Genomic DNA, 25,731 nt, shown 5'->3' with positions numbered 1-25,731 from the left:
CCGCCTTCCGATCCGCGCCGACATGGAACGACTCGGCTTCCAGACCACGGTCAACCGACAGCGGGCGCGATGGGACGTTGATCTCGTCTTCGGGGCGGGAGGGGTCAGGCGCGGGAGACACCGTGGTCGCGGTGGTCCTCGTTCGGGTCCTTGGGGACGCGGCAGGCGTACTCGAGGAAGTAGGCCGCGCCGACCAGGACGAGCGCAGCGAAGAAGGTGCCGACGCTGACGAAGAAGTCCTGGCGGGGGGTGGCCTTGTCGAGATTGTCGCCGAGGCTGAGCGCGAACCCGCCGAAGATCCCGCCGAGGACGGCGGCGGCGTGCGCGCTGGCCTTGCCGAGCGCGGCCATCCGGGCGGCGGAGATCGGCTCGACGGGCTTCAGGTTGCTGCCCGCCTTGCGGCGGATGCGGCGGAACAGGTTGACGCCGGTGAACGCCTCGCCGAGGGCGAGGAGCAGCAGCGTCGGGACGGCCGTCCAGGGCAGCACCGGCAGCGACACGTAGGCGGCGCGCAGCACCACCCAGGTGATCGCCGCGGGGACGACCACCAGGATGGCGAGCACAGCGGGACGGGACGGTCTCATGCAGGCGGCTGCAGGCTCAGGTCGTCACGGCGGCGCGCGGCGTCCTGGCCACCCGTGCGCATCGCGTCCGCGGCGAGGTCGCCGACCCGGCCGTGGCCGGGCAGCAGCACGTCGGGCTCGATGTCGGCCCACGGCACCAGCACGAACGCCCGCTGGTGCGCGCGCGGATGCGGGAGCGTGAGGTTCGGCTGGTCCATCTCGACGTCCCCGAAGATCACGATGTCGATGTCCAGGGTGCGCGGCCCCCAGCGGACCTCGCGGACGCGGCGCATCGAGTTCTCGATGTTGAGGACGCGCTCCAGCAGGTTCTCCGGTGGCAGCCGGGTGTCGGCGACCAGCACGATGTTCAGGTAGTCGCCCTGCTCGGGGAGATCCTCCCCGGGCGGCGCGAACGGCGCGGTCTCGTAGACCGGCGACAGGGCGACGAAGTCGAGACCGGGCGCGTCGAACAGCGCGTCGACGGCCTCCTGGATGTTGTCCAGGCGATCTCCGAGGTTGCTGCCCAGCGAGAGGACGACGCGGTGCGACACGAGCATGTGGCCGCCGGTGGCGGTCCGGTCGGGCATCGGGTCCGGACGGTGGTCGGACGCTGTCATGGGCGACTCCTCCTGATCCTCACGGCGACGTCCGTGAAGGGGTGCGGCACCGGAGCGGCGGGCTTGTGCACGGTGACGTCGGCCTCGGCGACGTGCGGGTCCTCCAGACAGATCTTCGCGAGCCGGTCGGCGAGCGTTTCGATCAGGTTGACGGGCTCGCCCTCCACCACGGCCACCAGCCTGCTCGCGAGTGATCCGTAGTCGACGGTAGCCGAGAGGTCGTCGCCCTCCGCGGCCGGGCGGGTGTCCAGCCCCAGTGACACGTCCACCACGAACTCCTGCCCCAGTTCACGCTCGGCGGGCAGGCATCCGTGCCGTCCGCGGGCGCGCAGCCCGCGCAGTTCGATCCGGTCCAGGCTCATTCTTCCTCTGCGGTGCTCAGAATGGGTGAACCGTGGTGGAGCAGCAGGCGCCAGTGTTCCCCGTCACGGACGAACACCTTGCTGGCGACGATGCTTCCCCCGGCGAGGAACCCCGTCTCGGTGTCCTCGTCGGCGGTCAGCACGTTCTCCTTGCAGGTCACCACGGCTTGGTCGCCGTGAACGTCGATCTCCACGTCGGTCAGGACGAACTGGATGTAGGACGTGTTCGCCATGATCAGCGCCCAGGAGCGCAGCACCTCGTCCCGGCCGCGCAGCATCGGCCAGCCCGGATGCACGCACACCAGCGACCCGGCGTGCTCGCCGTCCGCCCACACCCGCGACATCTGGTCCAGGTCGCCGACCTCGAACGCGGTGTAGAACTCGGCGTTCGCCTCTTCGACCGCCTTGACGGCCCGTGCGTCCTCGCTCACCCGCGCCCCACGCCATCCGCTCGTCCGGGCACGTCGTCGCCGCCCACGGAGAAGCTGCGCCCACCGCCCTCATGACCGTCGTCCGCCCCACCGTCGGGCACCCTGTGCCCACCCCCGGCGGGCCCGCCTTCCCCGGCCTCTTCCGCTTCACCAGAGCCCCCCGGCCCTCCAGCCCCCGAAGAGCCCGCATGCCCCCCATCCGGAGAACCCACGTGAGCACCACCCGAGGCGGCCGCGGAGGGATCGCCCGAGGCGGCCGTGGGTGTGGTGCTCGGACGGGTCGTGGCCGCGAAGCCGTTGGCGGCCGGGGCCGCGTGAGTGGTGGCCGGGGCCGCGTGGGCGGTGATCACGTCGGCCATGCGGACCGCGTCGGCGTTGGCGCGGACGCGGTGGACGCGGATGCACCAGGCGCCCGCGGCGGCGGCGAGCGCGGTGATCGCGACCGTGGCGTCGTCGCGCTCGCGGACCGGACGGGGCGTACCGTCCGGCGCGGCGAGGGCGCGGCCCACGAAACGTTTGCGGGACGCCCCGAACAGCACCGGGTAGCCGGTGCCGACCAGCGCGTCCATGTGCGCGAGGAGAGCCCAGTCGTGCTCGGCGTTCTTGGCGAACCCCAACCCCGGGTCAAGGACGATCAAGGACGGGTCGACGCCCTCGGCGAGCACCGCGTCCACCCGGCGCAGCAGCTCCTCGCGGACCTCGGCCACCACGTCGCCGTAGACGGCCTGATCGTTCATCCCGGCGCTGTGCCCGCGCCAGTGCATGACCACGTACGGCACCCCGGCCTGCGCGACCAGCCGGGGCATCGCCGGGTCGGCGAGCCCGCCGCTGACGTCGTTGACCAGCAGCGCCCCGGCCCCGACCGCGGCCTCCGCGACCTCGGCGCGCATGGTGTCGACGCTGACCGGGACCCCCGCCTCCGACAGCGCCCTGATCACCGGGACGACCCGCCGCAGCTCCTCCTCGCCGGAGACGCGCTGCGCGCCCGGCCGTGTGGACTCGCCGCCCACGTCGACCACGTCGGCGCCCTCGGCGACCAGGTCCAGCCCATGCCGGATCGCCTTGTCGGCGTCGAACCAGTCGCCCCCGTCCGAGAACGAGTCGGGGGTCACGTTCACCACGCCCATGACGAGGCATCGCCCTGGCTCGGGCAGCCCCGGAACGACGGCACTGGTCATGTCCCCAACCCTATGCCCTCTTCCGGACACTCCCCGACTCCCGCCCCAACCTGTGGATAACCCGAAAAGCGCCCGGTCTCCCAAGGGAAACCGGGCGCTCGGAGCAGGACGTTCCCCCCGCTTCCCGCCACCGAAAACAGCTCGGCCGACATGATCGTCGATCATGCCGGCCGGGCGGGCGCCCAGGCCCCCGAGAGGGCCGGGCGACGGTCTATCAGGCGGGACGGCCGAGGATGAGGCTCATCGCCTCGGCTCGGGTCTGCGCGTACTCGCGGAAGTCGCCGCGGACGGCCGAGGTGACCGTCTTCGCGCCGGGCTTGCGGACCCCGCGCATGGTCATGCAGAGATGCTCGGCCTCGATCACCACGATCACGCCGCGCGGCTCCAGGATCTTCATGATCGCGTCCGCGACCTGGCTGGTCAGCCGCTCCTGCACCTGCGGGCGCCGGGCGTACACGTCCACCAGCCGCGCGAGCTTCGACAGCCCGGTGATCTGGCCGGACTTGTTCGGGGTGTACCCCACGTGCGCGACGCCGTGGAACGGCACCAGGTGGTGCTCGCACGTGGAGTAGACCTCGATGTCCTTGACCAGGACCATCTCGTCGTGGTCGGCCTCGAAGATCTTGTTCAGCGCGTCCTCCGGACGCTGCCGGAGACCCGCGAACTGCTCGGCGTACGCGCGCGCGACGCGGCCCGGGGTGTCGCGGAGGCCGTCACGGTCGGGGTCCTCCCCGATCGCGAACAGGATCTCGCGGACGGCCCGCTCGATGCGGGCGTTGTCGAAGCCGGTGGCGCGGTCGGCCAGGCCCTCCTCCAACGGCGACTCGGCGTCGCCGTCGGCGGAGAACCCGGCCGGGAACTGCTCTTCGGACAAGACGATCAGCTCTCGCCCTGGTTCGGGTCGGACGGCTGCGCGACGTTGTCGGCCGCGCCCCCGCTCTGCCCGTTGTTCTGCGCCAGGTCGGACGGCACGTCCTGCGGGCCCATGAGCGCGAGCTCCTTGGGCGTCAGCACGGGCGGACGGTCCGACGGGAGGCGCTTGCCGTAGCCGGTGTAGGAGTTCTGGTGCGGCCGCTTCGCGATCGGGGCGAAGATCCGCAGCACCTCGTCCTTGGAGAGGGTCTCCTTCTCCATGAGGTTGACGACCAGGTCGTCCAGGACGTCCCGGTACTCGACCAGGATCTCCCAGGCGGTGTCGTGCGCGGTCTCGATGTACCGGCGCACCTCGTCGTCGATCGCGGACGCGATGTCCTCGGAGTAGTCGCGTTCGTGGCCCATGTCGCGCCCGAGGAAGACCTCGCCCTGGCCCGTGCCGAACTTGCGGGCGCCGAGGCGCTCGCTCATGCCGTACTCGGTCACCATGTTGCGCGCGATCGAGGTGGCCTTCTCGATGTCGTTGGCCGCGCCGGTGGTGGGCTCGTGGAACACCAGCTCCTCGGCCGTCCGGCCGCCCAGCAGCATCGCCAGCTGGTCGGTCATCTCGGACCGGGTGCTGAGGAACTTGTCCTCCATCGGAAGGGTCATCGTGTAGCCGAGGGCCCGGCCGCGCGGCAGGATCGTCACCTTGTGCACGGGGTCGGCGTTCGGCAGCGCGTGTGCCACGAGCGCGTGACCGCCCTCGTGGTAGGCGATGACCTTCTTCTCCTTCTCCGACATGACCCGGGTCTTGCGCTCCGGCCCGGCCATCACGCGGTCGATCGACTCCTCGAGGGTCTCCATGTCGATCAGCTTGCGGTCGAAGCGCGCGGTGAGCAGCGCACCCTCGTTGATGACGTTGGCCAGGTCGGCGCCGGTGAACCCGGGGGTGCGGCGCGCGATGACGTCGAGGTCGACGTCCGGGGCGAACGGCTTGCCGCGCCCGTGCACGCGCAGGATGCCCTTGCGGCCCTCGAGGTCGGGACGGTCGACGGTGACCTGCCGGTCGAACCGGCCCGGGCGCAGCAGCGCCGGGTCGAGGATGTCCGGGCGGTTGGTCGCGGCGATCAGGATGACGCCGCCCTTGACGTCGAAGCCGTCCATCTCGACGAGCAGCTGGTTCAGCGTCTGCTCGCGCTCGTCGTGGCCGCCGCCGAGGCCCGCGCCGCGGTGCCGGCCGACGGCGTCGATCTCGTCGATGAAGATGATCGACGGGGCGTTGGCCTTCGCCTGCTCGAACAGGTCGCGGACACGCGAGGCGCCGACACCGACGAACATCTCGACGAAGTCCGAGCCGGAGATCGAGTAGAAGGGCACGCCCGCCTCGCCCGCGACCGCGCGTGCGAGGAGCGTCTTTCCAGTGCCGGGCGGGCCGAACAGCAGCACGCCCTTGGGGATCTTCGCGCCGATGGCCTGGAACTTGGCCGGGTTCTGCAGGAAGTCCTTGATCTCGGTGAGCTCCTCCAGGGCCTCGTCGGCCCCGGCCACGTCGGCGAACGTGGTCTTCGGCGTGTCCTTGGTGATCAGTTTCGCCTTGGACTTGCCGAAGTTCATCACCCGGCTGCCGCCGCCCTGCATCTGGTTCATGATGAACAGGAAGATCAGCACGATGACCACGATGGGCAGCAGGCTGAACAGCAGGTTCAGAATGAAGCTCTGCTTGGGGACGTCGACGGTGTAGCCACCGGACAGAGAGCCGGAGTCGACCTGCTTCTGCAGCATGTTCTGCAGCTGGAGGCCCTGGCCGTCCACCCAGGACGCCTGCTGTCGCTTGTCACCGTCCTTGAGGGTGACCTCGATCCGCTGGTCCTTGTCAATGATCTTGGCGGACTTCACCTGCCCCGCGTTGATCTCCTGGACCACCTTGGAGGTGTCGACCTTCTCGAACGAGCGGCCGGGATTGACACCCCACATGACCAGGGCGACCAAGAGGCAGAACAGCAGGATCCACAGCAGCGGCCCGCGAAAATAGCGCTTCACGTCCATTTATCCGGTAACCCCTCCGGGCCCCGTCCCTCCTGACAGTTGCGATCCTCACCCGTTCCCGCGGGGACGGGCGCCCTCGCGAACCGGCTCCGAGCCGGGCGAGCGTCGCCGTTGGCGAATCCCGCCGGTGCGGTCACCCTCACATTCCCATGCCCGAAGGCTCGGGACACTGACGGTACACCGCGGAACACAGGGGACGCAGCCAGCGCCGATCCCCTGATCCGTTCGATATACCCGTCAACAAAGTCCACAACGTCCCGCGCGGCCCCGTTGTTCCAGACCGCCCGTCCGGCGGGTCAGCCCCCCGTGCCTCCGTAGACATGCGGGGCCAGCGTGCCGACGAACGGCAGATTCCGGTACTTCTCCGCGTAGTCCAGCCCATACCCGACGACGAATTCGTTCGGGATGTCGAAGCCGAGGTAGCGGCAGTCGATCTCGGTGCGCACGGCCTCCGGCTTGCGCAGCAGCGCGCAGATCTCCAGCGACGCGGGCCCGCGCGAGCGCAGGTTGCTGATCAGCCAGGACAGCGTGAGCCCGGAGTCGATGATGTCCTCGACGATCAGCACGTGCTTGTCGAGGATGTCGGTGTCGAGGTCCTTGAGGATCCGCACCACGCCGGACGACTTGGTGCCCGACCCGTAGGACGAGACCGCCATCCAGTCCATCGACGCGTGCGAGTGCAGCGTCCGGGCGAGGTCGGCCATGATCATCACGGCGCCCTTGAGCACGCCGACGAGCAGCAGGTCCTTGCCCGCGTAGTCGGCGTCGATCTGCGCGGCCAGCTCCCTGACCTTGGCCTGGAGGACGTCCTCCGGAATCAGCACCTTGGAAAGGTCGGCGCCCAGGTCCTTCTCGTCCACTACCCCACCCTCATCGAGACGGTCACCCTGCGTGCGCATGGTACGTGCGGGCACGCGACTGCGCGGCGTCACTCCCGGCCGAACAGCAGCCTGCCATACCGCCGGAACGCGCGGATCCCCCCGGGGAGATCGACGTGCCGCTGCCCGCGCCAGCCCGTGACCAGCCGGTCCACGTCATCAACGTGGACGGCCGCGAGCGTACCCGCTGGACTGCCCGCCTCGATCGCCGCGGTCCGCAGGACACGCGTGCGCACCGCCCGGTTCAGCCCTCCGAGAACGTCCACGGAGAGGCCGTCCTCCTCGGGCCCACGCGCGCGCCCGAGAGCCTCGACGGCAAGATCGTCCAGGGCGTCGGCGTCGTCGCGGAGAAGACGGGCCGTCCGCGCGAGGGCCTCGGCGACGCCGGGGCCGAGGGTGCGTTCCAGCGCGGGCAGTGCCTCCTGCCGGACGCGAACACGCGTGTAGGACGGGTCATCGTTGTGAGGGTCGTCCCAGGGTTCCAGCCCGAGAGCCTCGCACGCGCGGCGAGTGGTGGCACGGTCCAGTTCGAGCAGTGGCCGCTCGTAACGAACCTCACACTGTTCGTAATGATCCCGAGAGCGGACGAACGAGGACGGCATCCCGGCCAGGGAACGCGCCCCGGATCCGCGCGCGAGCCCGAGCAGAACCGTCTCGGCCTGATCGTCACGCGTGTGCCCGAGGAACACGGCCCCCGCGCGCAGCCGCCGCGCCGCCTGATCGAGCGCCTCGTACCGGGCGACACGTGCGGCGTTCTCAGGCCCGCCCTCGGTTCCGACCGTGACCGCGACCGAGCCCGCGGGGTCGAGCCCGAGCGACGCCATGGTCCGGACCATCCGCTCGGCGCGCTCGGCCGACCCGTCCTGCAAGCCATGGTCGACCGTCACGCCGCCCGCCGGACGCCTCGACCGCGGCGCCTCGAACGCGAGCGCCGCCGCGAGCGCCAGCGAATCGGCGCCGCCGCTGCACGCGACCAGCGTCATCGCACCCGGCGGCAGGCCGGCCAGCGCGCGCCGCACCGCCAGCCGCACCGCCGCCACCGCAGGATCAGGCCCCATGCGCAACCAGTACCACGCGCCTCCGACGTTTCCGCTCGCCCGCCCGGAGCCTCGCGCGACCGGGGGTCAGGCCTCGTTCGCCTCGGGCGGCGGAGCGTCCAGCGCGGCCGGGTCGAGGACGCGCCGCATCCACAGCGCGGGTTCCTTGATCTCGGCGTGCGTCGGGAGCGTCTCGGGCGACTCCCAGACCCGGTTGAACTGGTCCATACCGACCTCGGTCACGACCCGCCGGACGAACCGGGAGCCCTCCGCGTACTGCTTCATCTTCAGGTCGATGCCGAGCAGCCGCCGGATCGTCCGGTCCAGCCGCGAACCGCCCTCACGCCGTCCCTGGAACCGCTCGCGGATCTGCCGGACGGACGGCACGACCTCGGGCCCGACCGCGTCCATCACGTAGTCGCCATGCCCCTCGACCAGCGTCATCACGGCCGTGAGCCGGTCGAGGATCTCCCGCTGACCGGGCGTCTGGATCGCGTCGATGAGGTTGCCCTCGCCTCCGCGCACCGCGTCCGCCACCGCCTCGGCCGCGTCGCGCAGGCGGTCGAGCATCGCGCCGGGATCGAGGTCGGACGCCAGCAGGAACTCGGTCATCTGGTCCTGCACGTACGCGCGCAGCCAGGGGACGCCGGTGAACTGGGCGCGGTGCGTCTCCTCATGGAGGCACACCCAAAGGCGGAAATCACGCTTGTCCACCCCGAGCTCCTGCTCGACATAGACGATGTTGGGCGCGACCAGGGTGAGTCGTCCGGCAGGCGCCTCCCCGGACGGATCCGGCGGCAGGAACAGTTCGTACTGCCCGAGCACCCGTCCCGCCATGTACGCGAGGATCGCGCCGACCTGCATGCCCGTGACGCGCGAGCCGACGGCCTGCACCATCGTCCCGCCTGGCCCGCCGCTCAGCAGACCGGGGCTGCGCTGTTCGGCCATGCGCTCCATCAGCGGCTCCAGGACGACCCGGAAGCCGTCCACGTTCGCCCTGATCCAGCCCGGCCGGTCGACGACCGTCGCGGGCGCGGGATCGGCCTCGATCGGAAGCCCGGTGAAGTCCCGCACGTGCCCGTGCGCGATACGGGACAGCTCGCGCAGCTGGGCCACCACCTCACGGGCCTCGGCGGGCTCCACCTGGGGGCCGGGCCGGACGAGCCGGGTCCCTGTCTGCACCGCGACGTTCCAGTCAATCATTGAGGCGCTCATGTCCACCCACCGTACGTTCGCGATCCGGCGCCGGAGCGCCCTGCACGTCCCGTTCAACGAACAGCCGTTCCGGTTTATCTCCCCCACCCCGCAAACGCATAAGCGCACGCGCCCCGCGCGGGCATGGCCCCGATCCCACCCCCAGAAGCGCCCCCGCACAAAGCACTCACGCAGCCCCAGCCGCCCCACCGGAGCCAGCGGAGATCGCTCATGCGGGCGCGCGGGTGATCGGTCGTGCGCGCGAGTGGGTGAGGGTCAGCAGCCGCAGCCGGCGAGGATGGCGGCGAGCTGGTCGAGTTTGCCCGGGTCCACGGAGGTCTTGCCGTCACCGGCCATGAAGGCGAAGGCGAGCAGGCGCCCGTCGGCGTCGATGGCGAGCCCCGCGAGCGTGTTGACGCCCGACAGGGTGCCGGTCTTGGCCCTGACCACGCCCGCCCCGCCCACGCTGGCCGCGGTCGTGTAACGCGGCGGCGCGAGCGTCCCGGTGAATCCGGCGACCGGCATCCCCGTGATGGCCGAGCGCAGGTCGGGGCGCTGCGGGGACGCGGCGAGCGCCGCGATACGCGCGAGCGCGAGAGGCGTGATCCGGTTCCGGGTGGACAGGCCGCTGCCGTCCGAGACCTCCACGCCTTCAGTGATGCCAAGACCGGCAAGGGTCTCGCGGACGGCGCGCGAGCCGCCTTCGAACGACGCCGGCAGCCCCTTCTTGATGGCGACCTGTCGCGCCATGGCCTCCGCGACGTCGTTGTCGCTCTCGGTCATCGCGTGCTCGATGAGAGCCGAGATCGGAGGGGACTGCACCGCGCCGAGCTGCTGCGCGCTCGCGGCGGCCGTGGCGCGTCGTCCCGCCTTGGCCGAGACCCCGAAACGCTTCAGCAGCTTCGCGAACGCCTGAGCGGCCGCAACGGGCGGATCCGGGACGCGCGGCTGCGCGTGTGCGCCGGGCCCGTTGACACGCCCCTCGTCGACGGTCAGGGCCGTCAAGGGGGCGACCTCACCGTCCGGGATGTAGTTGGGCTTCCAGCCAGGGGCGATACGCGAGCCCTGATATGCGGACGCGTCGTAGTCGACCCGGACCCGCCGCACCCCCGCGCGCGTGAGCGCACCAGCGGTCTGCCTGGCCAGATCCACCAGGGACGCATAGGCCGGACGGCCCGTCCCAGGCTTCTGCGGCTGCGCGGTGAGCGTCGTGTCGCCGCCTCCGACGAGCACCACGCTGCTGCCCGCGCCGCGGACCGTCCGGGTGGTGATCCGGTGCTGCGGCCCCACAGCGGCGAGCGCCGCCACGGATGTGGCCAGCTTCGTGGTGGACGCGGGCGTGGCGGCATGGTCGGCCCGTTGCGCGAACAACGGCTGCCGCGTCGCCGCGTCGATCACGACGGCGTTGATCCTCGGACCGGGCTGGTTCAGCACCGCCGACAGCCGCGCCGCCAACGTGGACGGGTTCGGAGCGCGCGCGGCCAGGGGGTCGACCGCCCTCAGGCCGGCCGCGGTGGCCACCGGATCATGGGCCGCGACCGACGGCGGCTGTGGCGAAAGATGCCTGGCAGGTGTGAGTTTCACCACTGCGAACGCCGCGATCACCGCGAAAACATTGAGTAGGGCCAGTGTGCCCAAGGCGAGCGTCCGAGCACGTGCCACGACCGGGACGCCCCTCCCCAACTCAGCACTCACCAACGTGCGACATCCTTATAGTTGCGTCCTCGCCCGCGCGCGAGGACGCGCGCCACGATATAAGGGGCAGCGGTCCTCGCCGCCCTCCCGCCAGGGATCGGGCGCGCGAACCAGGGGCGACCCGGCCGTACGGCCGTCGCCGCCACAGCACGTACAGACTAAGACCGCGACCACGCGGGAAGCGGAGGACATCTTGGAATTCGACGTCACCATCGAGATTCCGCGGGGCAGCCGGAACAAGTACGAGGTGGACCACGAGTCCGGTCGCATCCGGCTCGACCGCATGCTTTTCACCTCGACGCAGTACCCGGCCGACTACGGGTTCATCGAGGACACCCTCGGCGAGGACGGCGACCCGCTGGACGCCCTGGTCATCCTCCAGGAGCCGACCTTCCCCGGCTGCCTGATCAAGTGCCGCGCGGTCGGCATGTTCCGGATGACGGACGAGGCCGGCGGCGACGACAAGGTCCTCTGCGTCCCGTCGACCGACCCGCGCATGGAGCACCTGCGCGACATCCACCACGTGCCGGAGTTCGACCGCCTGGAGATCCAGCACTTCTTCGAGGTCTACAAGGACCTCGAGCCCGGCAAGTCCGTCGAGGGCGCGAACTGGGTCGGCCGTGTCGAGGCCGAGGTCGAGGTCGAGCGCTCCCGCAAGCGTTTCGCCGACCTGGGCGGCCACTGACCTCCGGGGACGGATGACGCCGTCCCCGTCCCGCGTGGTCACGGCGTCATCCGGAGGGTCGGGTGGCGCCGATGAGGTCTCCGCGCCAGATCGAGGAGACCCGGACGCTGGATCCGGTGTAGGGGGCCTCCACCATGCGCCCCCTGCCGATGTAGATCCCGACATGGTGGATCGTGTCCGGATCCGCCTTGTTCCGGGCGAAGAAGACCAGGTCTCCCGACCTGAGCTGCCCGAGCGGCACGTGCGGGCCGGACGTCCACTGGGTGCCGGTCCAATGGTCGAGCCGCACGCCCGCCTTGTTCCAGGCGTACAGGGCCAGGCCCGAGCAGTCGAACCCGTGGATGTCCGCCCCCTGCTCGATTCCGTAGCTGGGGCCGCTCGAAGTGCCCCCGCCCCATGAGTACGGCGTCCCCAGCCACTTGAGCGCCGCGCGCGCGGCGACGCCCCCCATGCCGGATCCGGTCGCCAGGCCGACCGCCCCGGAGGTGCTCCGCCGCGCTCTGGCCGCGTCGGCCGCCTCAAGCGCGGCGGCACGCTGTCGCGCGAGGTCGGCCGCGCGTGCACGAGCCGTGCCGAGGCTCTGCTCCAGCTGCTTCTTCTGGCCGTTGATGCGCACCACAACGGCCTTCTGCTGCACCAGGAGCTTCTGTGCGCCGCTCTTGGCGTCGGCGGCCTGACGTGTGGCGGTCTGCTGGTCGCGATAGGCCTGCGCGGCCTGGCGCCGGAACACGTTCGCGACGATGCGGGACGCCTCGACCTTCTTGATGATGTCGGTACGCCTGCGCGCGAGGACCTCGACCATCCCCGCCCGGTCCATGAAGCCCTGCGGGCCGCCCTCCCCCGCGATGACCGCGGCCCAGGGTGAGTAGCCGGTGTTCTGCCGGTAGGCGTCAGCGGCGAACGACGCGAGCTGCCGCTGGGTGTCGGCATAGCGCTGCTGCGCCTCGGCCACCCGCTGCTGCGCCGCCTGGTACGCCTGCTGGGATCGCTCCAGCTTCACCTGCTCGCCGTTGTACCGCTCTACGGCGGCCTCGACGGCGACGGCGAGACGCTCCTGCTCACCGTCCGCCTGGGCGAGCTGCGCCTTGGCGCGTCCGACCGCTTCGGCCTTCTTTCGCACGTTGTCTTTGCTCTTGGCCACATCATCGGCGCTAGGAGACGGCTTCTGGACGACTCGACCGGCCACTATGGCGGCCTGGGCGGTCGTAGGGACGACGGTCAGACCGACCGCGATTCCGGTGGAGACGGCGACCAGCCGTAGGGCGACCCCGCGAGAGGCCAGGGCCGTGCCTGTGGCAGTGAACGCACCGTAGGCGGTCGCGCGTCGACGGGGTACCGGGGTGCGCATTGACTGAAACACGGTCCTCCCCTGCCGAAATTCACACTGAGCAAGAAGTAACTACTCACAGTAATTCGCTTGCGGCTCGATATGAACTTCCGCCGCGGCCCCATCAGCGTTCCCCTGCGACGCAGGAGGTCCATGAACCGGCGCGGCCATCCCGCCCGAACGGTCGACCGCCCCGTGCGCGGGCGGATGCGTGCAGGAAGCGGACGGACGCACCCAGGAATCGGAATCCGGCGCGTCTCGGAGGTTCGCGGCGCGTTCCCAGCAGACCCGGACTCTTCCGGCTCGTTATGCCGCCGTCATGGCGTTGTCGGCCTTGCCGAAGGCTCGCTCTCCGCAGGCACGGGGGGCGAAGGCGGTGACGAACTCGGCGGCGGGTCGGACGGCGGCTGCGAGCTCGGCGGCACGGGTGCGGACGGTACGGGAACGGGCGGCGGTGATGGCGGCGGCGCTTGGGCCGGTCCGGGCTCTTCGGGGGGCGGGACGACCGCGGCCTGCCTCTGCTCAGGCGGCGTCAGCAGGCCACCGTTGGCCCCCTTCGGGTTTTGGACTCGGCCGGGTTGGACCTGCCTCGTGCGCGCGGACGCGGTGGGCGAAACCGCCGAACCTGCGGCACCGAGCAGATACGTGGCCGACACCGGGGTCGCGCCATCGCGGCCGGCCAAACCACGCTCATCACGACCGTTGAGCTCAAGACCCCTGGACGGCAGCACCGTCGGACGCGCCCCTGTGCCGTCCGCCAGAGCATGCACACCGCGTCCGACCTGGCCGGTCAGCGCCATGTAGGCCACCAGGGTCCCTCCGGTGAGCACCATCAGCGTGGCCAGCGCAGCGGCGGCGAATCTCCCCGCGCGCACGCCGGGCCGCACCTCTGCCAGTGCAGGAGTGCCGGAAACTGTGGGCGTCGCCTCTGTCGCTGCGGGCATCTTGGAACGGAACGTGCGGCGCCTCGTCACACGCCGCGCGAACGCGGAACGCTGCGGCCAAATGGGGAAGCCATCGGCGGAGTAGTCCGCGACGCGTGTGGCGACGAACAGGCGATATCCGACCCGCTCGGAGTCGAGAAAGCCGTCGAGCACACGTTTTCGCATGTCGTCTGACAGCGGCGCCCACGGCAGCACCCGGAAAACCCTCGCCGCGGACACCGTGCGCGGTTTGAAGGCCGCGCACTCCTCGCACTCACCGGCGTGAAGGACGAGCCGCTCACGAAGCAGCGGTGTGAGCTCGCCACGTCGCGCGCGCAGGAGCCATCCGCGTTCGCCGCACCCGAAGGGTCCCTGGCCGGCCAGGATCTCCGCGACCAGCGCGGTCTCCAGATCCTCACCCGCGAGCTCGAGCTCCTCCTCGACCCGCTTGGCAGGCGCCCTCGTCACGCGCGCGATGTCGTCGAAGGCCAGCTCGTGTCGGACATGCAGGTCGAGGAGCTCGCGCTGCCTCCGCGACAGGGCAAGGACGGCCCGCCAGGCCAGAAGGCGCTGGTCGACGTCGTCCTGGTCATGGCTGGCGACGGGCAGATCCGGCATGCGGTCCTGCTCCGGCTCACGCCGATCGCACTCGAGCCGCGTGATGGCGTAGAGCCAGGGCCTGAAGAGCGCGGGGTCGCGCAACCTCTCGATCTGCGCCTCGGCCACAACGAGGGCGTCGCTGACAGCGGCCTGCGCTGCGTCCTGCTCACGCAGGCGCATCCAGGAGTAGGCGTAGAGCCGTTCGGCGTAGGCGTCGTATACCGCGGCAGGTGCGCCCGGGTCCCGCGCACGAAGCGCTTCGACCAGGAGACGGTCGTCCATAGGGAGAAAGCTAAAGGCTCCACCAGCCCTTCAACGCCGATTTCACGAGTTCGAGCACCTTCACCGAACGCACTCGACATTATTTGTTCGCATATTCGAGCTATGACTCTTTTGCATCGAATCGATGGCGCCTGCCACCTTCCGATTTCAGTGCACTGACCTGCCAAATCTCACCCGAATCGACAGATCGGACACCCTCATCAAAAGGGCTGGCGCCATGCGCCAACGCGATCATTTCACCGCGATCCATCACCCCATGGGCAGCACCTGAGCACCGACGGCAGCACGGACCGCCCCGACGGCGAGCCCGACCTGATTTGACAGTGTCATGATGACAGTGTCATCATCGGAGCGTGGATGAGACCTGGACGATCAGCGAACTGGCGGAACACGCAGCGGCCGCTCTGGCCGCCGACGGCGTTCCGCGGGTCAACGGACGCGTCCGCGATCTCCCCAACGAGCGGCTGATCCGCTGGTACACCAGCATCGGCCTGCTCGACCCGCCGCTCGGCCGCCGTGGCCGCACCGCCTTGTACGGCCCCCGGCACCTGCTCCAACTCCTCGCCGTCAAGCGACGCCAGGCCCTCGGCCGCTCGATCGCCGAGATCCAGGTCGAGCTGGCCGGGGCGCCCGACTCCCTGCTCCGCGACATCGCCGCCGACGACGGCGAGTCCGACGACCCCACCCAGACGGAGGCGTTCAAGGAGGCACGGCCGACCACGGAGGCGGCCGACGCCACTGACACCAACGGGGTCCGTGGCGTCCCACGTGACACTGTCGAAATCGATATCGCCCGTCCACGCGACGCCTTCTGGACCGTTCGGCCCAGCGCCCGGTTCCACCGGGAACCGACGCCGGAGGCGTCCCAGGTCGATGAGCCGACTCTCGTTCAGGGGGTCCGGCTCGCAGCCGGCGTCACCGTCATCGTCGAGACGCGACACCTGAGCGAGGACGACCTCGCCGCCATCGCGGAATCGGCCGCACCACTACTCGACACCCTCCGGCGCCGTGGCCTGCTCGAACCGGTCGGCGGCGGAGACTCCCCCCAACGGCACTCTCCCGGGAGGCACCAGTGACCGTGCGCATCACTCCACTCCCCGAACCCACCGCCCCTCCGTCTCCGGACGGCGGGCTGGGCGCGCTCCGCACCGAGAAGGGCAACCTGCCGCTCGACTCGGTCGACGTCCGCGTGGCCGTGAGCGGTCTCGCCGCGTCGGTCACCGTCGTGCAGGGGTTCCGCAACCCCTTCGACGTCCCGCTGGAGGCGACCTACGTCTTCCCGCTGCCCGACCGGGCGGCCGTCACCTCGCTGCGCATGGAGACCGCCGACCGTGTGGTCGACGGCGTCCTCAAGGAACGCGGGCAGGCCCGGCAGGAGTACGACGCGGCCCTCGCCTCGGGCCGCCGCGCCGCCATCGCCGAAGAAGACCGCCCTGACGTGTTCACCATGCGCGTCGGCAACATCCTGCCCGGCGAACGTGTGACGGTCCGGCTCGTCCTCACGCAGCCGCTCCCGTTCGAGTCCGTGTCCGTGTCCGGCGGCTCGAGGGGAGAGGCGACCTTCCGGTTCCCCCTCGTGGTCGCGCCGCGCTACATCCCCGGGACGTCCCTCGGCGACGAGGCCGCCGGGACGGGCGTCGCCGTCGACACCGACGCCGTTCCGGACGCGTCCCGCATCACCCCACCCGTCCTGCTGCCCGGTTTCCCGAACCCGGTCGCGCTCTCCCTCGCGGTCGACATCGATGCGGGCGCGCTACCGCTCACCGAGATCCGATCGGCCCTGCACGTCGTCGCGGAGGACACCGCCGACGGCCACACCACGGTGCGTCTGCACCCCGATGAGCGGCTGAACCGCGACTTCATCCTGCGCCTGGTGTTCGACACGCCCGCCATGGGCACCGCCTCTCTGACACTGACGCCGGACGCGGAGGGCGATGAGGGCGTCTTCAGCCTGACCGTGCTGCCGTCCGCCGAGAGCGGCCACGCGCGCCCGCGCGACGTGGTCCTGGTCCTTGACCGCTCGTTCAGCATGGACGGCTGGAAGATGGTCGCCGCCCGCCGGGCCGCCGCCCGCATCGTCGACACGTTCACTCCCGCCGACGGCTTCGCGGTCCTGTCGTTCGACAACCTCGTGGAGTCCCCGCCCGAGCTCGGCCCCGGCCTGTCCCCCGGCACCGACCGCAACCGGTTCCGCGCCGTCGAGCACCTGGCGACGCTGAGCGCCCGCGGTGGCACCGAGATGCTCGCCCCGCTCGAGCAGGCATGCGCCCTGCTGTCGCGATCCGATTCCGGACGCGACCGCGTCCTCGTCCTGGTGACGGACGGCCAGGTCGGCAACGAAGACCAGATTCTCGACCGCCTCCAGCGCAAGCTCCACGGCGTGCGCGTCCACACGGTCGGCATCGACCGGGCGGTGAACGCCGGGTTCCTCAATCGGCTCGCGTCCGTCGGCGGCGGCCGCTGCGAGCTGGTCGAGTCCGAAGACCGGCTCGACGAGGCGATGGAACGCGTCCACCACCGAGTGGGCACGCCCCTCATGACCGACCTGTCCCTGAGTCCGGACGGTCTCGACCTGCTCACCGACACGATCGCCCCGCATCGACTGGGCGCGATCTTCCCCGGGGTCCCCCTCGTCGTGACCGGACGCTTCCGGGGCGCTCCCACAGGTTCCCTCGCCCTCCACGGCAGGTCCCCGGACGGCTCCCCACGCGAACACCGCGCCCTCGGCCTGACGTCCGACGCGCCGATGGCGTCCGCCCTGTGGGCACGCGCCCACCTGCGCGACCTGGAAGACCGCTACGCCGTGAGCGGCTCAGCCGAACTCGAAGACCGCATCGTCAAGACATCGCTCCGGTTCAGCGTCCTCTGCCGCTTCACCGCGTTCGTGGCGATCGACAGCCAGGTCGTCACCGAAGGCCGGGCCCCGCACCAGGTGACGCAGCCCGTCGAGGTCCCCGACGGCTGGACCGACCCCACCTACCAAGGCGCCCCGGCGCCCTACGGCAGCGCCGCCCCCGCCTCCGCGAGCTACGGCGCCAGCGCCATCCCGCTCCACGCACCCGGGGCTCCAGCGGCCCCCAGCGGCCCTCCCGCACCAGCCCGCCCGCGCGCCAGGATCGCTGCTCCCTTGAGGGGCAGCAGCCGCCGCCCCGTCGGCGGAGGAGCCAGGCTCTCCAACCATGACGACATGGACGTGCCCGACTTCCTGAAGTCGGACTCGGCGTCCGCTCCGCACCCGCCGGCTCCCCCGAATCCCCCCAGCCCTAGCCGTCCCATGCCGCCTGAAGGCTCCGCCTCGTCCCCCGGACGGGCTCAGCCTCCGAACCGCCCCATCGCCCCCGCTCCACAGCGACGCCCCGCCCCCAACGGGGAACACTCCACCGGCGAAGCATCCGCCGAAGTCACCCGTCGTCTGAAGGCCGAACTCGACCAGATGCGATCGGTCCCCGAGGCAGACCGTTCGTCCCACCTCGGCACCCGACTCCTGCCCTTCCTGACCTGGCTGCTGTCCAGCGACCTCGTCCTGACCGCACCTGTCCGCGCGTCCCTGGCCGCCCTCGCACAGAAGGTCCGCGACCTCCGCGAACCGGCCAAGGAAGTCGCCCCACCCCGAGCCACCGAGGTCTGGCAACAGGCCATACACACCCTGGAGGACCTCACGTCCAACACCCCAACCTCCCGCGCCCCCTTCTGGAAGCGCCCGAAGTAGCCCACCAACCCGAGCCACCACGAGCACCAGGCAGCCCGCTGTTCAAGGCCCGCCTCCCCGATGACCCAACGCAGGGCCATCGGGGGTGCGAGCGATGCCAGTGCCCAACCGCTTGAGCCCGAGACCGCCAGCAGGGATCGGAGATCCACCACGGGCAACACCCCGCCGACAACCGCAGCAGCCGGACATGTGGACAACGTCGGTCTGGTGAATCTCCAAACAAGACCACCAGCTCGTGCGGTCGGCGGATCTTCAGGTGGGCGCCACTGTGCGTGTCCTCCTGGGCTTCAGCGGGTGCCGTCCTGCGGATGACCGCCGGCCCCCACGGTGAGCCCGACCCCGGCGCACCGTGGGCCGTCAAGGCAGCACCGCCCTGGGTGAACCGGGGGCATCCAGGGGGGTGCCACGCTGGCTGCAGTGTCGGACAGGTGAGCGCCGTCCCGAAGGCAACCGTGACGGCCGCGGGTCCTGGAGGAGGAGCGGTGGCCAGCCGCAGGAGCTGAACGAGGCCGCAATCGCCGAGCGGCCCGTGCCGCGCCCGAAGCTCGCACATCCCAGGCCGCACACACCACGCCCCACGCCCCGTGCCGCACCTCGGAGCCCGCACGCCCCAGGCCCGGGCCCGGGCCCCACGGTCCGGGCCGTAGGCCTCAAACCACACCCCCCACGCCTCGCGGTCCGTGCCGCACGGTTCATGTCGCACGGCTCATGCCGCACGGCTCACGGCTCAGGACGGCATGTCGCGGCTCCAGCGCCGCCCCGCGCCTGCCTGTTCTTCCTGGACACGGCCCGCGAGCCGCCCGCGGGCTGGGAAGCGAGGCTTCAGCCCGCGCGGTCCCTTTGGGGTGCGCGGGCTGAAGGGCGGCCTCGTGGGTGCTGGTTGGGCGCTCTGGCCCCCGGGGCGGAGCGCCCGGGGGGAGTCAGGAGGTGGCGGTGGCTCGGGAGCGGGTCAGGGTGAGGAGGGGGATGAGGTTGAAGGCCAGGCCGACGATGGCGACGCCGGTGACCAGGTTGAGGCCGGGGGTGAAGGGGGCGAAGCCGGCGGCCGGGTGGGCGTCGCTCGTGACCAGGGCGGTGACGCCGGCGAGGACGAGGGCGGCGCCGACCTGGCCCGAGGTCTGGACGAGGCCGGAGGCGAGGCCCTGTTCGGAGTCGGCGATGCCGTCGGTGGCCTGGGCCATGATCGAGGAGAAGCCGAAGGCGAAGCCGCCGCCGAGCAGGATCATCGTCGGGAGGACGGTGAACGCGTACTGCGGGGTGTTCCCCGCGGTGGAGAGGAACCAGACGTAGCCGAGGGCGAGCGAGACCATCGAGCTGATGATCAGGCGTGAGGTGCCCCAGCGGTCGATCAGGCGCCCGACGAAGGGCGAGCCGAACGCGACGATGAGGCCGGCGGGCAGCAGGGCGAGCGCCATCTTCAGCGGCGACCAGTGCAGGACGTCCTGGAGGTAGAGGGTCATCATGAACTGGAAGCTCATGTAGGACCCGAACAGGGCGATGATGCTGACGTTCGCGCGGACGATGGTGCCGACGCGCAGGATGCCGAGCCGGATCAGCGGGTGCGCGACACGCCGCTCGGTGAGGACGAAGCCGACCAGCAGCGCGGCGGCGACGGCGATCGAGCCGAGGGTCAGCGGGTCCAGCCAGCCGCGCGCGGGCGCGGTGACGACGGTGTAGACGGCCAGCAGCATTCCGCCGGTGAGGGTGACCGCGCCGACCAGGTCGTGGCCGCCGTCGGCGGCGGGCTTGTCCCGCGGGATCAGGACGACGCCCACGGCTAGGGCGACGATCGCGAGCGGGACGGGGGTCAGGAACGTCCAGCGCCAGCCGACGCTGGTGAGCAGTCCGCCGAGGATCAGTCCGGACGAGTAGCCGCTCGCGCCGAACACGGAGAAGACCGACAGCGCCCGGTTGCGGGCGGGGCCCTCGTGGAAGGTGGTGGTCAGGATGGACAGGGCGGTCGGCGCGGTGAACGCGGCGGCCAGTCCCTTGACGAAGCGGGTCGCGACCAGCAGCGTCCCGTCGTTCACGAGGCCGCCGATCAGGGACGCGACGGCGAACACTCCGAGGGCGATCAGGAACACGCGTCGGCGGCCCAGCAGGTCGGCGGTGCGTCCGCCGAGCAGCAGGAGGCCGCCGTAACCGAGGACGTAGCCGTTGACGATCCACTGGAGCGAGGTGGTGGAGAGCCCGAGCTCGGTGCCGATGGACGGCAGCGCCACGCCCACCATCGACACGTCCAGCCCGTCGAGGAAGAGCACGGCGCACAGCACCGCGAGCACGCCCCACAGCCTGGGGGTCCAGCTCTGCTCGGCGGGCGCGGCCGGGGAGGCCGGCGATCCGGTCGCGGTCGCGGGGGAGGTTTCGGTGAGGGTCACGTCGGAGGACAGTACATGCACACGCATTGAATGTCCAAGCATTAATTTCTGACGAAATTAATTCGGATGCATCTGATGCGGGCGGCGGGTAGGATGCGCGGCATGGCACCCCACCCCGGGCTTGTCGACCAGTGGCGTTCGCTCGTGACCTGCTACAACACGGTCGCCTGCGCGCTCGACCGCGCGTTGAACGACGCCCACGGCCTGACCATGAGCGAGTTCGAGACGCTGGATCGCCTCGTGGAGGCCGGCGCTGAGAAGCGCCGCGTCCAGGAGATCGCAGCGGACATGTACCTGAGCCAGAGCGCCCTCTCCCGCACGATCGCCCGGCTGGAGAAGAGCGGCCTGGTCACACGCGGCATGTGCGAGTCGGACCGGCGCGGCGTCTTCGTCACGCTGACCTCCGAGGGCCGCAGCAGGCACGCCGCCGCCGTCGTCACCCACCGCGCGATCCTCGCCGAGCATCTGACTCCCGCGGACGACCCGTCCGTCCTGGACGACGCCGAACTGCTCGCCTAGGTGGGCACCGATCCCTCGCCCGCGGACGCGGCGGTCCCGCTCGACATCGGCGTCACGACGGTCATGAAGGTCGAGGCGGTCGCGCTGGCCGTCTTCCTCTCCGCGGTGTTCGGCTGGCTCGCGGTCGGCCTCGGGCGGGGTTACGGCCCTGCCGGATGGACGATCGGGACGGTCCTCTTCGCCGCCGTGGCCGGAACGCTGATCACGGCCGCCGTCAGGACGTTCCGGCATCGGGCCTGGCTGGAGGGCGACACGCTCGCCGTCCAGCAGGCGTTCAGCGTGCGCCGCTTCGACCTCGCGCGGGCGGACGTCCTGCTGCGCTGGGCCGAGGAGCAGGAGAACCCGCCCGGCCCGCGGACCGGCGTGATCGCGATGGTCGTCCGGACTCCGGGGCAGGGACGCGGGTTCCGGGTGCGGCTGCTCGACGCGCGCAACCGGCGGATCCCGTCCGCCCAGCTCCTCGCCCTCGCCGACGCGATCGCCGCACGGGACGGATCACCACAGGTCAGCGCGCTCAGTCTTCGCGAGGCGGCATCCGGCGCGGCCTGACCGTCCGGCGGACGGCGACCGCCGCCATCGCGACGACCGCGACCGGCGTCAGCCAGAACGCCCAGCGCTGGTCCAGGCTCATCAGCGCGCATCCGCACAGGGCCACGGCGACGCCGATCCCGACGACGCGGCTCTCGAGGGGATCGCCCTTCCGGAACGTCCAGAGTCCGGTTCCGAGCACGACCAGAACACCGATCGCGAGCGCGGCGAAGGCCGCCGCGAGGACGTGGTTCACCGGTCACCACCACCGATCGCGGGTCCGCCCGGCCAGAGAACAGCCAGGTCAGAGGGTGTGAGCGGGTCTCGGTAGGCGGCGCGGAGGACCGTCCGCCCCACCTGCGGATCGTCCGCCTCCGCGAGGTTCACGAACCAGTCGACACCCGCCGGATACGCCCACAGATACGACCGCAGCAGCGGATCCGCGCCCCGGTCGCTCAGCAGGTCGGCGATCGCCGCGTCCGTCGCCCAGGGCAGATCGCGCCGCGCCCGGGCGGCCAGCCCCTCGATCGGCTCCCCGTCGTTCAGCGCCAGATGCAGCCCGGCCCGGACGAGCTGGTTGTAATGATCGAACCGGACGCGCGTCCGCAGCATCGGATCGTCCGGCGCGGCGAACAGCGGCAGCACCTGGGCCAGCCCCTCCAGCAGGACCTGATGCGGCGCGTGGACGGACATGATCCGCACCCACGGCACGTCCTCCGCCGCGCACCGCGCCGACCAGCTGGCGCTCTGCAACCCGTGCCCGAGCACCTCGTGCAGCGCGAACTGCCTGGCCGCGACCGCGCTGAACGCGATGTTGCGCAGGTTCAGCCGCAGCCGGACGCGGCTCCCCGCGCCGTCCAGCCAGTACGCCCAGTAGGCGTCCACGTCGGCGCTCTCGATGCTCAGCTCGAACGGCGCGTCGCTGCCGGTCAGCCCGCGCACGACGTCCTCGAACTCGGCGGCGGCGGCCCTGATCGCGTCCGGTGCGTCGGCGTTCGGGAGGTGCCCCTCGACGGCCCGCAGCTCGCGCGCGCTGTCCGGCCCCCACGTCACGCCGATCTCGGCGAGCGCCTCGCGCGCGAGATCTCGCCGATGCGCGACGTACGCGTCCATCCAGCCGAGCGCTTCACATCCCTGGGTCGCCCGGACGTACTCCCGCAGCGGCAGCCGCTCCCCCAGCAGCGCCCCGGCGTAGGCGATGTCGGCGTCCAGCCGCGAGGCCGTCCAACCGGAGGCCTGTTCCCGCAGTTCGAGCAGCCGCTCTCGCAACGTCAGCCGGTCCCCGACCGGTTCGTCCCCACCGTCGGACGGCGCGCAGTCGAAATCCATGATCTCCGGAGCCCCGCGCGACACCTCGTACATGTGCCAGCCCCGAAGGAGCGCCTCAGCCTCGTCCCGCAACCCGTCCACCGAACGAGGCTACCGACAACCCCGCCCTCGTCCGCCACGCAAGGTCAGGGAAGAAGCCGCTGCCCCACCCTTCCGATAAGAACCCAAGGCAGGATCAAGGCGACGGCCGCCTGCGGCACGCGATATTCCGGCGCCAGAGGAATGGCGAGAATCGCCAGAGTGCCCGACAGCCCCATGACGATGAAGAGCATGCCCGTGAGGTTGTACGACGGATAGTCGCGGGCCCTGCGAACGCCCCAGATCAACAGGACGGCCGAAAGAAGCCCACTCGCCATCAACGCTCGGGCGACGGGGTTATCGGAAATGAACTGGATCACCGCCGTGAGGACGAACGAGACGACCAGCCCGTAGAGGACCGCCACCCGCACACTGGTCATCCAACGAGGCAGAGGCTCAGGGACGGCGGGCTGCGACGCCTCAGGAGGAGGAATGTCTTCTGGGTACGGATTCCAGGGAATCGTCGAAGGCGACTCCGGAGGTGCGGCGGACTCCGGAGGTGCGGCGGCCGGAACCGTCCCCCGGCCGCATGGATCGTGACGCGGCCCGCCGCTCTGGCGGATCTGCACAATGCCGATCACCCAGGTCGAGGCAAGGGAAGCAACCGCGATGCCGTTGGCGACCCAGTCCGTCACCCACTCAGTGTCGCCGCGCCGAAGCGGAACTGTCATCGCGTCGGAACGGTCTACCGTGGCCGCTCCGGGACACCGCTCCACCGGGCGTCCACCCACGCGGCGAGCCGCCGCCGACCCCGCCCCTGATCCCACCTTGTCCGACCTCACCGGCATCCTGTGCCACGTGACCAGCGAAGAAGAACTCGTGTTCGAGTCCGTTCGTGCGCGAGTGGAATCAGGCGACTACCTCGACGAGCGACTCGGGCCGCCTGGCATCGACACCGAGGGAGGCGGGGCGTTCCAGTACGCACCCGACGGACGACTTCAACGGATGTACTGGCGAGGGACACCCGAGTACAGCGAAGCCCACGCCGCCGGCCTCCTCGAACTCCTGCCGCCGTTGACACCCGCCTCAGAGGATGAGGTGAAGGAGTTCGAAGCCCACCTCGGCCGTCCCCTGCCCTCGCTGCTACGCCGCTGCTATCTCGAACTCGGTGATGGCGGCTTCGGGCCCGCCTACGGTCTTGAACCCCTACGCCCCATCCTTCGCGTCCTCCGCGAAGAGCATCCGGGTTGGCCCGAAGCGTGGCACCCCATGGCCAAGGTCCTGCTGCCGACCTGCAACTGGGGATGCGGCATCACCTCCTACGTCGACGTCAGCGACCCGGCCAACCGAATGTGGGCGATCGACCCGAACCCCGCCCCTCAGGACGACTTCGAAGTGAGCCTGTTCCCGCAACACTTCGGCCTCACCGAGTGGCTGCGTCGCTGGATCGACGGCACGCTCCACCAGCCATGGCTACTCCAAGACCCGAAAACCGGCGACTGGCGAGGCGCAACCGACGCCGAAACCGGGGCCGTTCTCGAAGAGCAGTACTGAGACCGTCCAACGGCCCGGCCCGGCCACGGCCGAGCTGATCAACGTGGGCTTCGTCCGCCACGACGGCTGATCACCGATCACCCCCCAAGCCCGGCGGGAGATTTAGCGATCACGCTTCGGGGCCGCACGTGCCTGATCAGGCCCGCGCCGACATCTCCGTCATGGAGACGTCCGCCCAGGTCATGAGCGGAGTCCCGGGGACAGCAAGAAGGCCCCTTCCGATGATCCGCCGACCCGGCCCAGTCTGTTCACCATCCGAAGATCGGCGGACGGCTTGTCGCCAAGGGCTACCGTGCCGATCATGGGCACGGACGACTGGTTGACCAGCACCCGAATCTCGTATGACACGGTCGCAGCCAACTACGCCGATCAGGTGCGCGGTGCCATCGCTGGGCATCAGTACCTTCGAGCGGCTCTCGCGCTGTTCGCTGACAGTGTGCGGGCGGCTGGTGGCGGTCCTGTGGCGGATGTCGGCTGCGGCCCGGGCCACGTGACCGCCCACCTACACGAACTCGGTCTAGACGCATTCGGCATCGACCTTTCACCTGGGATGATCGACGTGGCACGACGCGATCACCCGGGCCTTCGGTTCGACGTGGGTTCGATGACAGACCCGAATCTTCCGGACGCCTCGATTGCCGGCCTGCTCGCCTGGCAATCCTTGATCCACATCCCCAATGAACAGGCGCTGACCGTGTTCAGGCACTTCCACCGAGCATTGCGCCCAGGCGGACCGCTTCAACTCCTGTTCCATGTCGGCGACGGGTCTCAGTTGAAGACAGAGGGCTATGGCGGTCAGCCGATGAAGGTCCACGTCTACCGCCGTCAGCCTGACCAGGTGTCATCCTGGCTACGTGACACCGGATTCGAGGTCGAAGCTCAGATGCTGCTCAACCCGGGTGAGCATGCTTCACAAGCGCTCGTATTCGCCCGCAGGAGGCTTCACGCTTAGATCCCCGCAGGGCAAGGCGAACGGGCGACGCGGCGCGCCGGGACCGGACGGAACAGGCCGCCCGCCCCGGC

23 protein-coding genes and 1 pseudogene are annotated in these 25,731 nt (G+C 70.6%); 7 read left to right on the top strand and 17 right to left on the bottom strand.

Annotated elements, in window-relative coordinates:
* Positions 1 to 104: 104 nt before the first annotated feature.
* The 11 genes and pseudogenes from EBO15_RS10480 to dacB form a co-directional block, all read right to left on the bottom strand.
* Entirely contained in the window at positions 105 to 563 is a 459-nt protein-coding gene (locus EBO15_RS10480; RefSeq protein WP_325051889.1) for a DUF3180 domain-containing protein, read from the bottom strand.
* Between the two features lie 17 nt (positions 564 to 580).
* Positions 581 to 1,180, bottom strand: coding sequence for a 2-amino-4-hydroxy-6-hydroxymethyldihydropteridine diphosphokinase (folK, locus tag EBO15_RS10475; protein ID WP_233616099.1), 600 nt, complete (start codon positions 1,178 to 1,180; stop codon positions 581 to 583).
* Positions 1,177 to 1,542, bottom strand: a complete 366-nt coding sequence (gene folB / locus EBO15_RS10470) for a dihydroneopterin aldolase (RefSeq protein WP_122194144.1) — start codon at positions 1,540 to 1,542, stop codon at positions 1,177 to 1,179. The genes folK and folB overlap by 4 nt, the downstream gene beginning before the upstream one ends.
* Complete coding sequence (locus EBO15_RS10465; RefSeq protein ID WP_122194143.1) at positions 1,539 to 1,973, bottom strand: nuclear transport factor 2 family protein; 435 nt, start codon at positions 1,971 to 1,973, stop codon at positions 1,539 to 1,541. Before EBO15_RS10465 ends, folB begins: the two co-directional genes overlap by 4 nt.
* A gap of 353 nt (positions 1,974 to 2,326) precedes the next feature.
* Positions 2,327 to 3,151, bottom strand: a pseudogene (gene folP, locus EBO15_RS10460) (dihydropteroate synthase); the annotation flags it as partial.
* A gap of 214 nt (positions 3,152 to 3,365) precedes the next feature.
* Positions 3,366 to 3,968, bottom strand: a complete 603-nt coding sequence (gene folE, locus EBO15_RS10455) for a GTP cyclohydrolase I FolE (protein WP_122194176.1) — start codon at positions 3,966 to 3,968, stop codon at positions 3,366 to 3,368.
* A 62-nt stretch (positions 3,969 to 4,030) separates the two neighbouring features.
* A complete protein-coding gene (ftsH, locus tag EBO15_RS10450) occupies positions 4,031 to 6,052 on the bottom strand; it encodes an ATP-dependent zinc metalloprotease FtsH (protein WP_122194142.1) in 2,022 nt (673 codons plus the stop codon).
* A 296-nt stretch (positions 6,053 to 6,348) separates the two neighbouring features.
* Positions 6,349 to 6,912 carry a hypoxanthine phosphoribosyltransferase gene (gene hpt / locus EBO15_RS10445; protein ID WP_122194141.1) on the bottom strand — a complete coding sequence of 188 codons (564 nt, stop codon included), beginning with the start codon at positions 6,910 to 6,912 and terminating at the stop codon, positions 6,349 to 6,351.
* A 68-nt stretch (positions 6,913 to 6,980) separates the two neighbouring features.
* Positions 6,981 to 7,988: a tRNA lysidine(34) synthetase TilS gene (gene tilS, locus EBO15_RS10440; RefSeq protein WP_122194140.1), complete on the bottom strand. Its 1,008-nt coding sequence runs from the start codon at positions 7,986 to 7,988 to the stop codon at positions 6,981 to 6,983.
* Positions 7,989 to 8,054: 66 nt separating this feature from the next.
* Complete coding sequence (locus EBO15_RS10435; protein WP_122194139.1) at positions 8,055 to 9,170, bottom strand: zinc-dependent metalloprotease; 1,116 nt, start codon at positions 9,168 to 9,170, stop codon at positions 8,055 to 8,057.
* Between the two features lie 267 nt (positions 9,171 to 9,437).
* Positions 9,438 to 10,682, bottom strand: a complete 1,245-nt coding sequence (gene dacB, locus EBO15_RS10430; protein WP_233616098.1) for a D-alanyl-D-alanine carboxypeptidase/D-alanyl-D-alanine endopeptidase — start codon at positions 10,680 to 10,682, stop codon at positions 9,438 to 9,440.
* A gap of 367 nt (positions 10,683 to 11,049) precedes the next feature.
* Here dacB and EBO15_RS10425 point away from each other — a divergent pair, with 367 nt between their 5' ends.
* Positions 11,050 to 11,541, top strand: a complete 492-nt coding sequence (locus EBO15_RS10425) for an inorganic diphosphatase (protein ID WP_117361624.1) — start codon at positions 11,050 to 11,052, stop codon at positions 11,539 to 11,541.
* A 46-nt stretch (positions 11,542 to 11,587) separates the two neighbouring features.
* Here EBO15_RS10425 and EBO15_RS10420 read toward each other — a convergent pair whose 3' ends face one another.
* Both EBO15_RS10420 and EBO15_RS10415 read right to left on the bottom strand, forming a co-directional pair.
* Positions 11,588 to 12,682, bottom strand: a complete 1,095-nt coding sequence (locus tag EBO15_RS10420; RefSeq protein WP_233616097.1) for a C40 family peptidase — start codon at positions 12,680 to 12,682, stop codon at positions 11,588 to 11,590.
* Positions 12,683 to 13,185: 503 nt separating this feature from the next.
* A complete protein-coding gene (locus tag EBO15_RS10415) occupies positions 13,186 to 14,673 on the bottom strand; it encodes an RNA polymerase sigma factor (RefSeq protein WP_122194137.1) in 1,488 nt (495 codons plus the stop codon).
* 353 nt (positions 14,674 to 15,026) lie between these two features.
* Between EBO15_RS10415 and EBO15_RS10410 the strand changes: the two genes are divergently transcribed.
* Together EBO15_RS10410 and EBO15_RS10405 are read left to right on the top strand one after the other, a co-directional pair.
* Positions 15,027 to 15,749, top strand: coding sequence for a MerR family transcriptional regulator (locus tag EBO15_RS10410; protein ID WP_122194136.1), 723 nt, complete (start codon positions 15,027 to 15,029; stop codon positions 15,747 to 15,749).
* Positions 15,746 to 18,382, top strand: a complete 2,637-nt coding sequence (locus EBO15_RS10405) for a VIT domain-containing protein (RefSeq protein ID WP_122194135.1) — start codon at positions 15,746 to 15,748, stop codon at positions 18,380 to 18,382. Before EBO15_RS10410 ends, EBO15_RS10405 begins: the two co-directional genes overlap by 4 nt.
* Before the next feature lie 920 nt (positions 18,383 to 19,302).
* Here the strand turns inward: EBO15_RS10405 and EBO15_RS10400 are convergent.
* A complete protein-coding gene (locus EBO15_RS10400; protein WP_122194134.1) occupies positions 19,303 to 20,787 on the bottom strand; it encodes an MFS transporter in 1,485 nt (494 codons plus the stop codon).
* A 75-nt stretch (positions 20,788 to 20,862) separates the two neighbouring features.
* Between EBO15_RS10400 and EBO15_RS10395 the strand changes: the two genes are divergently transcribed.
* On the top strand, positions 20,863 to 21,279 hold the full coding sequence (locus EBO15_RS10395) for a MarR family winged helix-turn-helix transcriptional regulator (protein WP_199744448.1): 417 nt from the start codon (positions 20,863 to 20,865) through the stop codon (positions 21,277 to 21,279).
* A complete protein-coding gene (locus EBO15_RS10390; protein ID WP_122194132.1) occupies positions 21,280 to 21,828 on the top strand; it encodes a hypothetical protein in 549 nt (182 codons plus the stop codon).
* On the opposite strand, the gene EBO15_RS10385 is transcribed toward EBO15_RS10390, so the two are convergent.
* The 3 genes from EBO15_RS10385 to EBO15_RS43585 are packed head-to-tail and all read right to left on the bottom strand — an operon-like array spanning position 21,794 to position 23,849.
* Complete coding sequence (locus EBO15_RS10385) at positions 21,794 to 22,063, bottom strand: hypothetical protein (protein WP_122194131.1); 270 nt, start codon at positions 22,061 to 22,063, stop codon at positions 21,794 to 21,796. The genes EBO15_RS10390 and EBO15_RS10385 overlap by 35 nt on opposite strands.
* The gene (locus tag EBO15_RS10380) at positions 22,060 to 23,217 is read right to left on the bottom strand and encodes a hypothetical protein (RefSeq protein ID WP_233616095.1); all 1,158 of its coding nucleotides are present in this window, start codon (positions 23,215 to 23,217) and stop codon (positions 22,060 to 22,062) included. Before EBO15_RS10380 ends, EBO15_RS10385 begins: the two co-directional genes overlap by 4 nt.
* Before the next feature lie 44 nt (positions 23,218 to 23,261).
* The gene (locus EBO15_RS43585; protein WP_147481447.1) at positions 23,262 to 23,849 is read right to left on the bottom strand and encodes a hypothetical protein; all 588 of its coding nucleotides are present in this window, start codon (positions 23,847 to 23,849) and stop codon (positions 23,262 to 23,264) included.
* A 133-nt stretch (positions 23,850 to 23,982) separates the two neighbouring features.
* Here EBO15_RS43585 and EBO15_RS10370 point away from each other — a divergent pair, with 133 nt between their 5' ends.
* Entirely contained in the window at positions 23,983 to 24,708 is a 726-nt protein-coding gene (locus EBO15_RS10370) for an SMI1/KNR4 family protein (RefSeq protein WP_147481446.1), read from the top strand.
* A gap of 301 nt (positions 24,709 to 25,009) precedes the next feature.
* Positions 25,010 to 25,660 (top strand): class I SAM-dependent methyltransferase, encoded by a 651-nt coding sequence (locus EBO15_RS10365; RefSeq protein ID WP_122194174.1) that lies wholly within the window; start codon positions 25,010 to 25,012, stop codon positions 25,658 to 25,660.
* Positions 25,661 to 25,731: the final 71 nt, after the last annotated feature.

The organism is Actinomadura harenae (genome assembly GCF_003696215.1).
Classification (GTDB): domain Bacteria; phylum Actinomycetota; class Actinomycetes; order Streptosporangiales; family Streptosporangiaceae; genus Spirillospora; species Spirillospora harenae.
Note: the sequence above shows the minus strand (reverse complement) of the source record. Positions and strands in the feature narration are given on the sequence as shown.

What these genes read in the sequence shown, in the direction of transcription:
- folK (WP_233616099.1), bottom strand. Translation starts at nt 1,180, where the DNA reads ATGACAGCGTCCGACCACCGTCCGGACCCGATGCCCGACCGGACCGCC.
- folB (WP_122194144.1), bottom strand. Translation starts at nt 1,542, where the DNA reads ATGAGCCTGGACCGGATCGAACTGCGCGGGCTGCGCGCCCGCGGACGG.
- ftsH (WP_122194142.1), bottom strand. Translation starts at nt 6,052, where the DNA reads ATGGACGTGAAGCGCTATTTTCGCGGGCCGCTGCTGTGGATCCTGCTG.
- tilS (WP_122194140.1), bottom strand. Translation starts at nt 7,988, where the DNA reads ATGGGGCCTGATCCTGCGGTGGCGGCGGTGCGGCTGGCGGTGCGGCGC.
- EBO15_RS10435 (WP_122194139.1), bottom strand. Translation starts at nt 9,170, where the DNA reads ATGATTGACTGGAACGTCGCGGTGCAGACAGGGACCCGGCTCGTCCGG.
- EBO15_RS10415 (WP_122194137.1), bottom strand. Translation starts at nt 14,673, where the DNA reads ATGGACGACCGTCTCCTGGTCGAAGCGCTTCGTGCGCGGGACCCGGGC.
- EBO15_RS10400 (WP_122194134.1), bottom strand. Translation starts at nt 20,787, where the DNA reads ATGCGTGTGCATGTACTGTCCTCCGACGTGACCCTCACCGAAACCTCC.
- EBO15_RS10395 (WP_199744448.1), top strand. Translation starts at nt 20,863, where the DNA reads ATGGCACCCCACCCCGGGCTTGTCGACCAGTGGCGTTCGCTCGTGACC.
- EBO15_RS10365 (WP_122194174.1), top strand. Translation starts at nt 25,010, where the DNA reads ATGGGCACGGACGACTGGTTGACCAGCACCCGAATCTCGTATGACACG.